We start from the raw sequence: 15,317 nt of genomic DNA, 5'->3' as shown, positions 1-15,317 counted from the left end.
GATGATTGCTTTATATTGTTAAAGAGCGTTGCGATTAAAGCGCTTTGCTTTATCTCGCTAGGGCTGCGCATGTTACGCTTTCCTATTTTTTTTGTCAACACTTAATTTTAAACTTTATGAAAAATCTAAACTCAAGTTTTACTCGACTCACTAAGTGGTTTGCTTGCCTCGCTAAGCGTTGCCTACTCTGCCGTCTCAGTGGGGTCGCATTATAGGGAGAACAGATTTTTACGCAAGTGTTTTTTAAAGAAAACTTGAAATAAAGTACTGTTCGCTCGATTTACGACCGAAACACCTTAAAACCGCTATTTTAGTAGTCAATTCACTTCCTCTCTGGCCATTTTATAAGCTCTACTGCTATCATCAGCTTTAATAGCTTTTATTTTATTAGGTGTTCTATGACTATCCGTTCTTATAAAGGAGTTACTCCTACTGTTAATCAATCTGTCTATGTAGATGAATCAGCAGTATTGGTCGGTGATATCACATTGGGTGATCACAGCAGTGTTTGGCCATTAGTTGCTGCTCGCGGTGACGTTAACTATATCCGCATTGGCGAACGTACAAATATACAAGATGGCAGCGTGTTGCATTTAACTCGTTCAAGTAAGAGCAACCCAGACGGTTATCCACTGATTATTGGCAATGATGTTACAGTTGGCCATAAAGTAATGTTACACGGCTGTCGTTTGGGTAATCGTATCTTAGTTGGTATGGGCGCTATTGTTATGGATAATGCCGTTGTAGAGGATGATGTGATTATTGGAGGAGGTTCATTAGTGCCGCCAAATAAACGTTTAGAATCGGGCTACCTTTATGTTGGTAGCCCTGTAAAGCAAGCTCGCCCCTTAACAGAGCAAGAACTTAGCTTTTTAAAAATCTCTGCAAATAACTATGTTGAGCTAAAAGACGAGTATTTAGCAGAAAGCTAAGTAAGTGCCTTTATCTCTATTTTCCCTGCTGAGTTATACTCTTCATCTTCGATAAGTTGCTCAGCAAGCTCTTCATAATCAAAACGCAGTGATTCAAAATGTTGTTTTGCTGCTGTCATATCTGAGATTGATAAGCTTTGCGTATTCACAATACACCCAACCATGAGTCCGCTAACTTGCGCATAAAATGTCAACTGCTGACTTTGCTCATCAAACTCAACCCTATCTATAAATTGAATAGCTTGGTTCATTTAAGCTCTCCAGCTTTTAATGCACTAACTACGGGTAATATCTCTGGCATTTTATTGCGCCACACATAAAATGCTTGGGCGGCTTGGCCAACCAACATGCCACTGCCATCTAAAACTGAAATATCGGGTTTATTATCTTGCGCCCACTGCATGAATAAAGTGTTTTTAAGCGAATAGAACATATCATAAACCCAATCACAGCCACTAAGGTGCTTTTTATCAAGCGCAGGTAGCTCGCCAAGCATACTGCTAGATGTCGAGTTTACAATTAATGAGTAGTTACTTACTGGCAGATCATCAAAGCCATATCCTTTAACTTGGCCATACTGTGCAAATAAATCGGCAAGTGCTTGTGCTTTTGCACTAGTACGATTAACGATAACAATTTCACTAGGCTGTTGAGCTAAAAGCGGTAACACCACGCCACGGGCAGCACCACCAGCACCAACTAACAGTATTTGCTTATCTTTTATAGCAACTTTGTTTGCAAGTAAGTCATTTACAAATCCTACACCATCGGTGTTGTCACCGAGTAAACGACCATCATCAAGTAATTTAATGGTATTTACTGCACCAACGATTTTTGCAAGTTCTGTACGCTCATCGACCAGCTCATAGGCTTGTTCTTTAAATGGCATAGTGACATTAGCTCCGAGACCACCTTGAGCAAAAAAGTCTCTCACTGATTTTTTAAAGCCGTCAATCGGTGCTAATATTGCGCGGTAGTCAATTTGCTCGCCTAATGAGGTTGCAAATTGCGTATGTATAGCGGGTGATTTTGAGTGTTCGATTGGGTTTCCAAAAACCGCATATTTGTCCATGTTCAAGCAACCTCTTTGCACAGTAAATACTGTTAATTAACGATGATAAAATTATGATTAAACGACTTTTCTCAAAATCGAAACCAGCAGAGCCACAACAAGCTCCCTCGCCAGAAAAAACACCTTATCAGATGATGGGCGGTGAACTAGGAGCACGTGCTCTGTCTGATAGATTCTACGATATAATGGCGAGCGATGAATACGCTAAACCGTTATATGATATGCATCCTCAACCATTAGACCGCATACGCCAAGTTTTTTTTGAATTTTTATCAGGTTGGTTGGGCGGTCCAGACTTGTTTGCAGAAAAGTACGGCCACCCAATGCTACGAAAGCGCCATATGCCGTTTCCTATTGATCAGGACTTACGTGATCAATGGATGCATTGTATGAACAAAGCATTGGATGCTGAAATTGATAACCCATTACTGCGTGAAGGGCTACGTAAATCACTTGAGCAACTTGCTAGCCATATGATTAATCAGCACTAAAATAAATTATAGCAACTTTAACCTTTTAAGTTTGCGCTACATCAAAGCCCATTGCTTTTAAATGAAGATAATAATGTAATCTTGTTTAACAGAGCATATCGCGCGTGAAATCCATTCAACATAAAATTTATGCACTACTTGCGCTCACTGGGGCGCTTGTTTTGTCTGCTAGTCTTTTTAGTAGTTCCAATCAGCAACATTCTCTCGCGCAAGATACTATTAAAAGTAATATAAAATTGCTTGCTGATAATTATTTTGACTCTATCAATACTATGATGCTCACTGGCACAATGGCTAATCGTGATATTTTAGGAAGTAAATTGCGTAGCCACCCTAATATTGAAGATGCGCATATAATTCGCGGCCCTATTGTGACAAAAGCATTCGGGCCTGGGAGTCAAAATCAGGCTCCGGTCACCTCTGCGGAACATTCAGCATTAACAGGCAAAGAAGCTCTATTTATTGAGCAACACAAAGGCACTCGTTTCATGACCTACTTAAAGCCAATGTTTGCACGCAGCGACTACAAAGGCACCAATTGCTTAGGATGTCATCAAGCAAAAAGAAGGTGATGTGTTAGGCGTTGTTAAAATTAGCTATTCACTAGATGACATTGATGAAAAGGTCACTAGAAACACTCTAATTAACACGCTGTTACTCTCAACCTTGTTTTTAATTGCATTCGTATTATTAGGTTTGTTATTTAGAAAGATATTCATTAAAAGACTTAAAAAAATGAATCATGTTATTCATTTAGCCACCAGCAATAATGATTTGAGTTTAACTATTGATGACAACAATAATGATGAACTTAGCTCTTTAGCCGGTAGCTTTAATCAGATGATAGGGGCATTTAAAGAAAATATTGCTCAAGTATCTCACTCATCGAAGGTACTAATTCATTGTGCAGAATCAATTTATGCATCTGCAGATGCAACAGAACACGCAATTTTAAATCAAAAACAAGGGACTGATTCGGTCGCGGCTGCGATAAATGAACTTGAAAGCTCATCAAATGAGGTTAAAAATACAACACATTTCGCCTCGGAAAAATCACAAAGTAGTAACTCACTCGCACAAGAGAGTTTACAAGTAGCAACATATACCGAGCAGAGCATTAATCAACTTGCCGAAGATGTACGCAGTGCGGCTGCGCAAGTAAGTCAATTACAAGCACAAACCATAGAAGTAGGAAATGTACTAGAGGTGATCAGTAGCATTGCTGAGCAAACTAACTTACTGGCACTTAATGCAGCAATCGAAGCTGCACGTGCAGGCGATACTGGTAGAGGGTTTGCTGTAGTGGCAGATGAGGTACGTACTTTAGCAACTCGTACACACGCTTCAACAGATGAAATTCGCCAAACAATTAATAAGCTGCAAGCTGAAGCGGCAAATACTGTCACAATGATGAGCGGTTCTTGTGAGGAAGCTGATGAACGGGCATTGCAGGTTAAAAATGTCGCCCAAGCTCTACAGGAAATATCTTCGCAGATGAACGAGATCAATCAGCTGAATGTTCAAATTGCCAATGCCACCGAGCAACAAAACTTGGCTGCCGAAGAAATTAATCAAAGCGTTGTGGCGATTAGCGATAATGCTGAATGTTCGTTAGTTGATGCTAAAGATAATCAAAAAGTCAGTGAAGAGTTATTATCACTCGCTCGATCTTTAGACGAGAAAGTACGTTCCTTCAAACTGACTAAGTAAACCTGCATAAAAATGGCGCTAATGTATTAGCGCCTTATGCCTAAATCGCTTTTAATTCCAACGACGCTCACATATAGAGGTGGCTTGGTTATAATTTGGCTCTACAGTTGCCAGTCTCGGGCAACTAACTGATCGTGTTGCGTATCTAACCAGTTTTGTGGACGTAAGTAATATTGATATAACGCCACTTCAGCGCTATCAGGTTCGGGGTTATAATTATATTCCCAACGGGCTAAAGGTGGCATAGACATTAAAATAGATTCAGTCCTGCCTCCTGTTTGCAAGCCAAACAGGGTTCCTCTGTCCCAGACCAGATTAAACTCGACATATCGACCACGACGATATAATTGAAAGTCACGCTGTTGTTGGGTGTATTCGTCATGCTTACGACGTTCAATAATCGGTAAATAAGCATTGAGAAAACCATTACCGACGGCTTGCATAAACTCAAAGCTCTTTTCAAACCCTTGCTCGTTCAGATCATCAAAGAATAAACCGCCCACACCCCGAGTTTCATTGCGATGCTTAATATAAAAATACTCATCACACCATTTTTTATAGTTCGGATAAACCTCATCACCAAACGGCGCACAGAGATCACTGGCAACTTGATGCCAATGCTTAACATCGTCAAACACAGGATAAAATGGAGTTAAGTCAAACCCACCACCAAACCACCAAATAGGTTGTTCACCTTCTTTTTCTGCAATAAAAAAGCGAACATTTGCGTGGCTCGTTGGAATGTGTGGGTTTTTTGGATGAATAACTAATGACACACCACAAGCATGAAAGCTACGACCAGCAAGCTCAGGACGATGCGCCGTCGCAGATGCGGGCATTGAAGCACCAAAAACATGCGAGTAGTTAACACCGCCTTGTTCAATAACGTGACCATCACGAATAACACGAGTGCGGCCACCGCCGCCTTCAGCTCGCTGCCAGCTATCTTCAACAAACTTGGCGCTACCATCAGCTTGTTCTAAGCCTTGGCAAATGCTGTCTTGCAATGCCATTAAATAGGTTTTTACTTGTTCGAGTAGGTTACTGTGCATTGCTTATCCTCTAAATACTTTGCCTGTCATTACATCTTTAATGGTACTAGGTTGTGTGTTGCCGCCCAGTGGTTCATCGACATAAAATGCAACCTGCTCAGCAAACTCACTTTTAGCCATAACTATACTGGTGACCGTGTCTTGTCCAGATAAGTTAGCACTGGTTGAAACTAAAGGCTTACCTAGCTCTTGGCACAAGCGTTTTACTGTTGGGTGATTGGTTACACGTACAGCAATAGTGTCGAACTGACCCGTTAACCATTTAGGTGTATTTTTAGCTGCTGGCATAACCCAGGTAATCGCACCGGGCCAGCTAGAGAAAATATCAGCACGTTTATCCATTGGAATTTTTACATCATCAACATATTTTAATAATTGACCATAATTATCAGCAATTAAAATAAGCCCTTTTTCGACTGGACGATGTTTAATTGCTAATAAGCTTGCTACGGCTTGTTGGTTATCTGGGTCGCAACCTAAACCAAATACAGCTTCAGTTGGATAAACAATTACACCACCTTGCTTTAATGCATCAACAGCAGTTAAAGGTGAAGGGATTGGATCTGTCACACAAATCTCCAAATACAATAAAAGTTAAGCGTTTACTCGCTGACAGTTATTTTATGCGAGCAACTTTTCTGTGGGCATTGTAACACAACGCTGTTAGTCATTTGCTTTTGCATCATCACTGGCCACTGACACTCGGGGCAAGTATGTTCAATAGGTTTAAAATTAAGGGTATATTTACAGCTTGGGTAGCTATCGCAGGAATAAAATGTTTTGCCAAATTTATTACTGCGCGCAACTAACTGCCCTTTATTGCATTTAGGGCAAGTGGGTAACATTTCTTCATCTGGCTCTTTTTCATCGTGCACAATATAATGGCACTGAGGGTAACCAGTACAGCCAATAAACATGCCATAACGCCCATTCTTAACCACCAGCGGATTTCCACATTCAGGACACGGGCTGTCATCAAGTACTTTAATTTGTTGAGTATCGTGCTGTGCTAAGGGCCGAATAAAATCACACTTGGGGTAACTTGCACAACCGAGAAAAGGTCCACTTTTACTGTTACGGATCACTAGCTCAGAACCGCATTGAGGGCAAATTTCGTATTCTTTTTCGAGGGCATGCTGGTTAGCAGAGAAAAGCGAATGATCTATTTTACTCATGTGATTCCAAAGCGATTGGCTAATTTTCGCCTAATATACCCAAACTAATTAAAGATACAAGTTAATGTAATACCTCTGCTGGCTCGTCAAAAATAAGATCTTCCATTTGCGAATAAGCAAGCTCAGAGCCTGGCACATTAAAGAGCACCATCAACACAACCCATTTTAAGTCATCAAGACCAATATAAGGTTTGTCTAGCGCGAATAATCGATCCATTACCATTTCTCGAGTTACATTATTGATAACCCCAATTTGCTCTACGAACATTAAAAAGCCTCGACACTCGGTACTAAGCATCTGACATTCACTATCGGTAAAAATTCGTACGGCATGATGCGGGTAGGCATTTAAATAGGGCACTTCGTCACTATGTTGCAAGTCAGCCAATTGCTCAAGCCAATCAAGGGCTTTGAATATTTCGGGTTTATTAAAGCCTGCACGCAATAACTCGTCAGTAAGCTCATTTTGCTCAACAAAAATTTCAGCTTCGCTGTGGATATAATTTTCAAACAAATACATAAGAATATCGAACATATTATGTTGCTCCTAACTTGATATAGCCGTCTAAGACTCGCTCCACTTTATCGTCTAATTCAAGATCGAGTAAACGGGTCTGTACTTTGTCAATCGGCAACTCACAGCGCCGAGCAATTACATCTACAGGTGTTACTTCAAAACCTACACTTTTGAGCACTGCACATTCGGGCTCATTTTCAATCGGCTCTTCTATATTATATAGACTGTTTTGACCAAAAAAGCTCACCTCCTCTAAAATATCACTGACATTTTCGACTAATTTAGCCCCCTGCTTTATTAAAAAATGACTCGCTTGTGATAATGGATTTTTAATAGAGCCAGGTACAGCAAACACCTCTTTATTTTGCTCAAGTGCATAGCGCACGGTAATTAATGAGCCACTTTTAATCTCGGCTTCAACAATCAGCACGCCTAACGATAGCCCCGAAATAATTCTATTTCGCCTTGGAAAGTTATTAGAGTTAGCCGCCGTCCCTGGTAAAAACTCACTAACTAGCACACCATTTTTTAATACTTGATCAGTTAATAGTTTATGGCGTTTTGGGTAATAAATATCAACCCCGGTGCCAAGTACTGCAATTGTTTTACCTGTACTTGATAATGCCCCTTTATGAGCAGCACCATCTATGCCCAATGCCAAGCCGGAGGTAACTGTTAAACCGGCTTCACATAACTGGTGGGCTAATTGCGCAGCTATCTCAAGGCCTATAGGGGTTGCATTTCGACTGCCCACAATGGCTATTTGCGGACTCAACAGTAAATCACAATTACCACGACAAAACAGTAATAGTGGGGCGCTGGCAATTTCTTTTAATAATGGCGGGTAACGTGAATCAAAATAGCTTATAGCTTGGATGTCGGCTTGATTAATTAGGGTTTCGTAGTGCTTAACTTGCGTCCAATTGGTAGCCACTATATTAGTGGCAACTTGCTGATTCAAACCTAATGCAAGTAATTGCTCATGTGATAACGTAAATAAATCTGCTAAGGGTAACTTTTGGACCAATGCCAATAAGGTTTTAACCCCCAACCCTTTGCATAAATAAAAGGCAAGCCAATGTGTTAACTTACCATATGACTGTTCCATGCTCTCTCCTTAGAGCACTCAAACCTGTATTAATTTATAACTGCAAAATCACCGACGCGGATTGGGTGCTGATTTTTTACGATTAAGGCATAGCTAACGTTGTCATATACTTTAAACACCATTAACTCACCTACTTTTTCTTTTGGCATATGCCAAACTGTAGCATCTTCATCTGCTTCTACACCAAAAAACTCACTAGTTTTTGTGATCAGCTTTTCCAAACTATTTGAGTCTTCTTTATATCTTGGTCCGTTACGACCGTCAAATACGGTTGGAGATTGACGCTCTATATCTAATATATGGCCAGCTTTAATTTGCTGCTCAGTACCTAAGTTTAGCACTACAATATCCATAGTGCTAAATTCTCGCAATTCATTTACTGCGGCAATAATGTTACCTGTAACAGGCTGCTCAGGACGCTGCATCGTAAAAAAATGCAGGCAGTGCTTGCCCTTCCATTGCTGGTAATAAAAAATCCGTTGGTCTGATTTCTTGCTTTACACTTTCAATTCTAACCGATGCCGGTACAGCATTTTCTACATCACCACCACGAAATGCCCTACCAATCCCTACCAATACTGATTTATAAGCCAATACTTCATCACTATCTATGTCAGTATAAGCCTCTCCTTTTCGGTAAATGGCATAGCTTTCGTGTTGTTTTAAGTTCCCTTTAACATACACAATATGCCCTTTGGTATTCATTTTAGTATTTTCGTTCGCACCTAAAATGTATGGCTTATCTGCAATATCATCACCACTAATTGCTCGTTCATAAGTTAAATACGGTCTTAATAATTCTAATGGTAGCGTCGGTATTGCGTTTTTACCTTTAGGGGTTATACGGCCCTGCGGAGAAAGCTTTTTATAGCCACTATTAATAACCAATCGCGGATTTCCGTGCTCATCATATATTAAAGAAAGTGCATCACCGGGATAAATGAGGTGTGGGTTATTAATTTGTGGGTTCATTTGCCAAAGCTCTGGCCATAGCCAAGGTTCGCTCAAATAAATAGCAGAAATATCCCACAAAGTGTCACCCTTTTTTACAACATATTGTTTAGGCGCATCTTTTTTTATAGATAGAACGTCCGCATAAGACGAAAAAGCAGTGCTTAATGTAAGCAATGCAGCTAAAAATGGGTATTTCATTTGGCTTCCTTGTGGTGTTTTTTCATTATTATTAACCAAAACCTGTTAAAGGTGAACGCGAATGGCTAAAATAAGAGCATACAATACCCTATATTATGCACAAGTGAAAAGGTTACTATGGCTAGGTTAGAAGTTTTAAGATTTCCAGATGAGCGTTTACGTACAATAGCAAAAGACGTTGCACAAGTTGACGACCAAGTTCGCCAAATTGTCAAAGACATGCTGGAAACGATGTATGACGAAAACGGCATCGGACTAGCAGCAACACAAGTTGATATTCATCAACGTATTGTGGTGATCGATGTATCAGAAGAGCGCAACGAACCATTGGTTTTAATTAACCCTGTTATTACCAAGCAAGATGGTGCAACAGTGAGTGAAGAAGGTTGTTTATCTGTACCACACTCTTACGCAAAAGTAGATCGCGCAGAGACCGTAACAGTTAACGCACTCAATGAGCACGGTGAAGAATTTAGCCTGGATGCTGACGAGCTGTTAGCTATATGTATTCAGCATGAGCTTGATCACCTTAAAGGCAAATTGTTTATTGATTACTTATCACCATTAAAGCGCCAACGTATTCGTAAAAAGCTTGAAAAAGAAGCTAAATTTGCAGCACAGTAATAAGCACCTTAGGAAAACTCAGTGACAAAACCACTACGCATTATTTTTGCTGGTACGCCGGACTTTGCTGCGCGCCATTTACAAGCTCTTATTGATTCTGAACATCAAATTGTTGGTGTCTATAGTCAACCAGATCGTCCTGCCGGACGCGGTAAAAAACTCAAAGCCAGTGAAGTAAAAGAGCTTGCTTTAGCCAATGACTTACCTGTATTTCAACCTGCGTCATTAAAAAATGACGATGCATTAAGTGAATTAAGCAACTTAAAAGCAGATATCATGATCGTCGTTGCGTACGGACTATTACTGCCAAAAGCAATTTTAGAGGCTCCACGCCTTGGTTGTTTAAATGTGCATGGTTCAATTTTACCACGCTGGCGTGGTGCAGCGCCGATTCAGCGCGCTATTTGGGCGGGCGACGATGAAACTGGTGTAACCATAATGCAAATGGACGAAGGCTTAGATACCGGTGATATGCTGCACATTAGCCGTTGCCCTATTGATGCTGCTGAAACCAGTGCCAGTTTATATACTAAACTGGCTGAGTTAGGGCCAACCGCACTTGTCGAAACCATAGCCAAATTAGCCAATGGTGAGATAACCCCACAAGTACAAGATGACGAACTAGCCAATTACGCCAAAAAGCTATCAAAAGACGAAGCTAATATTGATTGGACAATGGACGCTACACAAATTGAGCGTAATATTCGTGCCTTCAACCCTTGGCCAGTGTGCTTTACCAAAATGGGCGAGAACACGGTAAAAATTTATCAAGCCAATGTGGTTGAGCAACAAGGTACACCGGGCACTATTTTAAACAGTGACAAACACGGTATTGTAGTCGCTTGTGGCACACACGCGCTAAAAATAACCCAATTACAGCCACAAGGTAAAAAACCAATGGCTGTTACAGACTTTTTAAACGGTCGCAGTGACTGGGTTACTCCAGGCAGCGTCTTAGGCGAAAATAATGAGTAATGTTCCAAACGTACGTGCGCTTGCCGCCGAAACTTTATATAACGTTGTTGATAAGGGCGCATCTCTAAACCAAGAGCTCCCTTTTGCAAGCCAAGGCTTATCGCCTAAAGATAAAGCCTTATTGCAGCAAATTTGCTATGGCGTGTTACGTTACCTGCCGAGTTTAGAGAATTACTGCCAACACTTGGTTGAGCAACCGCTAAAAGGTAAGCGCCGTATATTCCAGTTTTTGTTGTATGTAGGTATTTACCAACTACAACACATGCGCGTTCCACCACATGCCGCAATTAGCGAAACCGTTAATGCTTTAGCGCAACTGCGGGCACTTGGTTTAAAAGGGCTAATTAACGCAATTTTACGTAGCTTTCAACGCCAACAAGCTGAGCTTGAAGAAAAAGCCAAACAAATTCCAGTGTGTTTATACAACCACCCAAACTGGTTTATCAAACAAGTAAAAGAAGCCTACCCTGAACAATGGGAACAAATTTTAGAGGCGAACCAACTGCAAGCTCCTATGTGGTTACGTGTCAATCAAGCGCAATACAGTACTGCTCAATACAGTGAGATGCTCAGCGCGAATGATATTGAGCACACAGTAAACCCAGATTTTGTCGATGGAATTAAACTTGATAAGCCGCGCGATGTATTCTCACTGCCTGAATTTGATACTGGTGCTTGTTCAGTACAAGATGCGGCAGCTCAATTAGCTGCACGTTTATTAGATCCAAAAGATGATGAGCATATACTTGATGCCTGTGCAGCGCCTGGCGGTAAAACCTGCCATATTTTAGAGCTCGCCGACGCCGATGTGCTTGCCCTTGATAGCGATGCAACCCGCCTTGAACGCGTAAAGCAAAACTTAACGCGTATCGGTTTAGGTGCAGACCTACAATGTGCAGACGCATCGCAGCCTCATACATGGTGGGATGAGCAGCAGTTTGACCGCATTTTATTAGATGTACCCTGCTCTGCGACCGGCGTTATCCGTCGTCATCCAGATATAAAATGGCTACGTCGTGCGTCAGATATTAACGACTTGGCGGCGCTACAAGGTGATATTTTAGATAGCATCTGGCCTTTATTAAAACCAGGTGGCACATTAATTTACGCAACCTGCTCAGTATTACCACTAGAGAATCAACAGCAAGTTGCTAAATTTTTAGCAAATAACACAGATGTTGAGCATATACCTTTGCATGATAACGACACCGCCACAAACCCAGGATTACAATTACTACCAGGCGAAAGTGATGGGTTTTATTATGCCAAGCTTGTAAAAAAACAGTCATAAGATAAATAATGAAAATAATCATACTCGGCGCCGGGCAAGTAGGCGGCACACTCGCTGAAAACTTAGTCGGTGAACAAAACGAAATAACGGTTGTTGATATAGATGGCAATCGCTTACGTGAGTTACAAGACAAGTACGACCTACAAGGTGTTACTGGCCACAGCGCACACCCAGATGTATTACGCAGGGCTGGTGCCGAAGACGCCGATATGATCATTGCGGTAACCAGCTCAGACGAAGTCAACATGGTAGCCTGCCAAGTGGCTTACAGTATTTTTAATACACCGACTAAAATAGCCCGTATTCGTTCTGAGCAATACCTAAAGTACCGTGAAAAGCTATTCCAAAACGACGATTTACCTGTTGACCACTATATTGCACCTGAGCAATTGGTGACTAAGTATATTCGCCGTTTAATCGATTACCCCGGCGCATTACAGGTATTACAGTTTGGCGATGGCATGCTGTCATTAGTGGCTGTAAAAGCGTACTACGGTGGCTTGCTGGTCGGCTATGCACTTTCAGCTCTCAAAGAGCATATTCCTAATGTTGAGACACGCGTAGCGGCTATTTATCGCCAAGGTAAAGCCATCAAGCCATTAGGTACCACCGTGATTGAAGCTGACGATGAAGTATTTTTCCTTGCAGCAACCAAACACATTCGCGCAGTAATGAACGAACTGCAAAAGCTTGAGCGCTCATACAAAAAAATTATGATCGCCGGTGGTGGTAACATTGGTGCAGGACTCGCCCGCTCGTTGGAAAAAAACCACAGTGTAAAACTGCTTGAACGCAGTAAAGAACGCGCCGAACAATTATCAGAATTACTCGACAACACCGTTGTTTTTTGTGGTGACGCTTCAGATCAAGAGCTCCTCTCTGAAGAGCACATTGAACAGGTTGATGTATTTATCGCAGTAACAAATGATGATGAAGCAAACATAATGTCAGCCATGTTAGCAAAACGCATGGGGGCACAAAAAACCATGGTGCTAATACAGCGCGGCGCATACGTTGATTTAGTACAAGGTGGCGAAATAGACATAGCAATATCACCGCAGCAAGCCACAATCTCAGCATTGCTTACTCATGTACGCCGTGGTGACATTGTTAATGTTTATTCACTGCGTAAAGGTGCTGCAGAAGCAATTGAAGCGGTAGCCCATGGCGACGAAACACACGTCAAAAGTTGTTGGTCGCGCTATTTCAGACATAAAACTCCCTGCAGGCACCACCATTGGCGCTATTGTACGAAACGACGATGTACTCATTGCCCACGACGATACCATCATCCATTCTGGCGACCACGTTATTATGTTCTTAATCGACAAGAAACATATCACTGTCGTTGAAAAACTATTCCAAGTTAGCGCCATTTTCTTGTAAACATAAAAAAGCAGCTTTGCCTATTTTATAAGGTAAAGCTGCTTTAACGTATATGAAGTGAAATTACCGTATTTTCTATTACCAAACAGTACTACTGTACTTTAGAGAACTCTTCTTTTGAAAGTTCGCCATTTTGGTCAGTATCTAACGCCGAAAAAATTTCAACAAGTTGCGCATTCACAGAGGCTTCTTTTTGGCTAATTACGCCATCGCCATCTGTATCGAATGTGTCAAAGCTCACAGCAGCAAAAGCAGCAGATGAAGTTGCAAGGGCAAGAATAGCGAGTGTTGTATTAATATGTTTCATAATTTGTATCCTAATAAATAAAGGGTAAGAAATCCTTTTCAGAGATCCATTATGTGATAAAATTCACATTAAGCTTCTGAAAACTCTTGTTTTGAAAGCTCACCATTGCCATCAGTATCAAGCTCTGAAAATTGACTCATCAACTTTGCATCCACCGACGCTTCGCTTTGACTAATTACACCATTGCCATCAACATCTAAAGTATCAAAGTCTGTGCCAGCAAAAGCGGCTGATGAAGATGCAAGTGCGATAAGTGCTAATGTTTTATTTAATGTGTTCATAATAAAATTCCTTCAGTTTCTATCTGTTAATGCATAAATTAGTAAGAGTGGAAATCCTTTTCTAAGATCCCTGTGGCTCTATTAAGCCTTTGAAAACTCTTCTTTCGAAAGTTCACCGTTGCCGTCTGTATCCAGCTCTGTAAACTTACTCATTAATGCAGCATCAACTGATGCTTCGCTTTGGCTGATAACACCATTGCCATCTACGTCAAGCGTATCGAAGTCTGTAGCAGCAAATGCCGCTGATGAAGAAGCTAGTGCGATAAGTGCTAAGGTTTTATTTAATGTGTTCATAATCAATCTTCCTTCAAAGTTTATGTACGATGCGATTAAAAGCTTAACCACGTTTTCGTTTCGTTCGAGTTAAGTATTACAACTTCAATGCCAAGATTGATAAACCCTTTTAAAACATACAGTTGAAAGGAATATCAGCAATAATAACAACTATTTGCTGAAATATATGTTGCTGTTTAGCAACACCTCTTCCCTAACGAAAATAAAAACCTTTATTTTCAAACAGTTAGATTTAATAAAAAAGACACAATATTGAAGAAGGGATAATTAAAAGGGTTTTATTAACTAAAATAGAGGTAAACGCTTGCTGAACAGCATTTTTTGAAGAAGCTTATTAAATTAATTTAACTTCTTAACATGTTGATTAAATTTAACTATTTAATTTATTTTTATAAAATCTATAAATTAATTCGTCGTATTTGTGTAAATCGTAAGGTTTGTTGCAAATAAGCGAAAGCAGTGATTTAAATCACTGCGCTTTATTTTATAAAACAACCTCAGTAGTTACTTTGGTCTTTACTGAATTAGCAATAAAGCATAGTTCATGTGCTTGATGATGCAATTCTTCAAGCTGCTCGATAGTTGCTTGCTCGCCAGAGAACTTAACGCACGGTTTTAACACAACCTCAGTCATGGCCATACGGTTATCAGCCCCTTTTTCCATTACGCCAACAGCATTATCGGTATAACTCTGAACCACAAACCGCTTTTTTGCAGCTATTGATAAAAAGAACAACATATGGCAACTCGAAAGTGAGGCTATAAAAGCCTCTTCTGGGTCAACATTTTCAGCAACTGAGTAAGGTAATGGCACGATATGTGGCGATGACGAGGCTTCAATGGCCGCTCCACCATCAAACTGCCACTGGTGAGCTCGGCTGTATTTATTATCTACAAACGATTCGCTAGGGTTGCGTGACCAAGTCACTTTCGCACTATACTCAGACATT

Annotated in this window: 16 protein-coding genes and 3 pseudogenes; 7 read left to right on the top strand and 12 right to left on the bottom strand. The window is 40.7% G+C overall.

Annotated features, from left to right (window positions below; all coding sequences use genetic code 11):
* Positions 1-398: 398 nt before the first annotated feature.
* Positions 399-932, top strand: coding sequence for a gamma carbonic anhydrase family protein (locus tag ACU8V8_RS16755; protein WP_446888250.1), 534 nt, complete (start codon positions 399-401; stop codon positions 930-932).
* On the opposite strand, the gene ACU8V8_RS16750 is transcribed toward ACU8V8_RS16755, so the two are convergent.
* Positions 929-1,183 carry a DUF1488 domain-containing protein gene (locus ACU8V8_RS16750; protein WP_446888249.1) on the bottom strand — a complete coding sequence of 85 codons (255 nt, stop codon included), beginning with the start codon at positions 1,181-1,183 and terminating at the stop codon, positions 929-931. The genes ACU8V8_RS16755 and ACU8V8_RS16750 overlap by 4 nt on opposite strands.
* Positions 1,180-2,004 carry a shikimate dehydrogenase gene (aroE, locus tag ACU8V8_RS16745; protein ID WP_446888248.1) on the bottom strand — a complete coding sequence of 275 codons (825 nt, stop codon included), beginning with the start codon at positions 2,002-2,004 and terminating at the stop codon, positions 1,180-1,182. Before aroE ends, ACU8V8_RS16750 begins: the two co-directional genes overlap by 4 nt.
* 53 nt (positions 2,005-2,057) lie before the next feature.
* Between aroE and ACU8V8_RS16740 the strand changes: the two genes are divergently transcribed.
* Together ACU8V8_RS16740 and ACU8V8_RS16735 are read left to right on the top strand one after the other, a co-directional pair.
* Complete coding sequence (locus ACU8V8_RS16740) at positions 2,058-2,495, top strand: group II truncated hemoglobin (protein ID WP_446888247.1); 438 nt, start codon at positions 2,058-2,060, stop codon at positions 2,493-2,495.
* Between the two features lie 104 nt (positions 2,496-2,599).
* A pseudogene (locus ACU8V8_RS16735) lies at positions 2,600-4,205 on the top strand (methyl-accepting chemotaxis protein).
* Between the two features lie 101 nt (positions 4,206-4,306).
* On the opposite strand, the gene hemF reads toward ACU8V8_RS16735, so the two are convergent.
* The 6 genes and pseudogenes from hemF to ACU8V8_RS16705 all read right to left on the bottom strand — a co-directional run bounded on the left by hemF (position 4,307) and on the right by ACU8V8_RS16705 (position 9,209).
* Complete coding sequence (gene hemF / locus ACU8V8_RS16730) at positions 4,307-5,257, bottom strand: oxygen-dependent coproporphyrinogen oxidase (protein WP_446888246.1); 951 nt, start codon at positions 5,255-5,257, stop codon at positions 4,307-4,309.
* Positions 5,258-5,260: 3 nt separating this feature from the next.
* Positions 5,261-5,827 (bottom strand): L-threonylcarbamoyladenylate synthase, encoded by a 567-nt coding sequence (locus ACU8V8_RS16725; protein WP_087533873.1) that lies wholly within the window; start codon positions 5,825-5,827, stop codon positions 5,261-5,263.
* A 32-nt stretch (positions 5,828-5,859) separates the two neighbouring features.
* Positions 5,860-6,432: a DNA topoisomerase family protein gene (locus tag ACU8V8_RS16720; RefSeq protein ID WP_087533874.1), complete on the bottom strand. Its 573-nt coding sequence runs from the start codon at positions 6,430-6,432 to the stop codon at positions 5,860-5,862.
* A gap of 61 nt (positions 6,433-6,493) precedes the next feature.
* Positions 6,494-6,967, bottom strand: coding sequence for a DUF494 family protein (locus ACU8V8_RS16715; protein ID WP_446888245.1), 474 nt, complete (start codon positions 6,965-6,967; stop codon positions 6,494-6,496).
* A 1-nt stretch (position 6,968) separates the two neighbouring features.
* Positions 6,969-8,057, bottom strand: coding sequence for a DNA-processing protein DprA (gene dprA, locus ACU8V8_RS16710; protein WP_446888244.1), 1,089 nt, complete (start codon positions 8,055-8,057; stop codon positions 6,969-6,971).
* A gap of 29 nt (positions 8,058-8,086) precedes the next feature.
* A pseudogene (locus tag ACU8V8_RS16705) lies at positions 8,087-9,209 on the bottom strand (LysM peptidoglycan-binding domain-containing protein).
* 117 nt (positions 9,210-9,326) lie between these two features.
* Here ACU8V8_RS16705 and def point away from each other — a divergent pair.
* The 4 genes and pseudogenes from def to trkA all read left to right on the top strand — a co-directional run bounded on the left by def (position 9,327) and on the right by trkA (position 13,485).
* Positions 9,327-9,833, top strand: a complete 507-nt coding sequence (def, locus tag ACU8V8_RS16700; RefSeq protein ID WP_446888243.1) for a peptide deformylase — start codon at positions 9,327-9,329, stop codon at positions 9,831-9,833.
* 21 nt (positions 9,834-9,854) lie between these two features.
* A complete protein-coding gene (fmt, locus tag ACU8V8_RS16695) occupies positions 9,855-10,808 on the top strand; it encodes a methionyl-tRNA formyltransferase (RefSeq protein WP_446888242.1) in 954 nt (317 codons plus the stop codon).
* A complete protein-coding gene (gene rsmB, locus ACU8V8_RS16690; protein WP_446888241.1) occupies positions 10,801-12,099 on the top strand; it encodes a 16S rRNA (cytosine(967)-C(5))-methyltransferase RsmB in 1,299 nt (432 codons plus the stop codon). The genes fmt and rsmB overlap by 8 nt, the downstream gene beginning before the upstream one ends.
* 8 nt (positions 12,100-12,107) lie before the next feature.
* A pseudogene (gene trkA / locus ACU8V8_RS16685) lies at positions 12,108-13,485 on the top strand (Trk system potassium transporter TrkA).
* Between the two features lie 91 nt (positions 13,486-13,576).
* On the opposite strand, the gene ACU8V8_RS16680 reads toward trkA, so the two are convergent.
* The 4 genes from ACU8V8_RS16680 to ACU8V8_RS16665 form a co-directional block, all read right to left on the bottom strand.
* Positions 13,577-13,792 (bottom strand): EF-hand domain-containing protein, encoded by a 216-nt coding sequence (locus ACU8V8_RS16680; RefSeq protein WP_446888240.1) that lies wholly within the window; start codon positions 13,790-13,792, stop codon positions 13,577-13,579.
* A 68-nt stretch (positions 13,793-13,860) separates the two neighbouring features.
* On the bottom strand, positions 13,861-14,073 hold the full coding sequence (locus ACU8V8_RS16675; RefSeq protein WP_446888239.1) for a calmodulin: 213 nt from the start codon (positions 14,071-14,073) through the stop codon (positions 13,861-13,863).
* Positions 14,074-14,154: 81 nt separating this feature from the next.
* Entirely contained in the window at positions 14,155-14,367 is a 213-nt protein-coding gene (locus ACU8V8_RS16670; RefSeq protein WP_446888238.1) for an EF-hand domain-containing protein, read from the bottom strand.
* Between the two features lie 484 nt (positions 14,368-14,851).
* On the bottom strand, positions 14,852-15,316 hold the full coding sequence (locus ACU8V8_RS16665) for an OsmC family protein (RefSeq protein ID WP_446888237.1): 465 nt from the start codon (positions 15,314-15,316) through the stop codon (positions 14,852-14,854).
* Position 15,317 lies beyond the last annotated feature (1 nt).

Source organism: Pseudoalteromonas sp. SaAl2, from assembly GCF_052947895.1.
The sequence above is the reverse complement of the archived record's forward strand: the minus strand, read 5'-3'. Positions and strand labels throughout refer to the sequence as shown.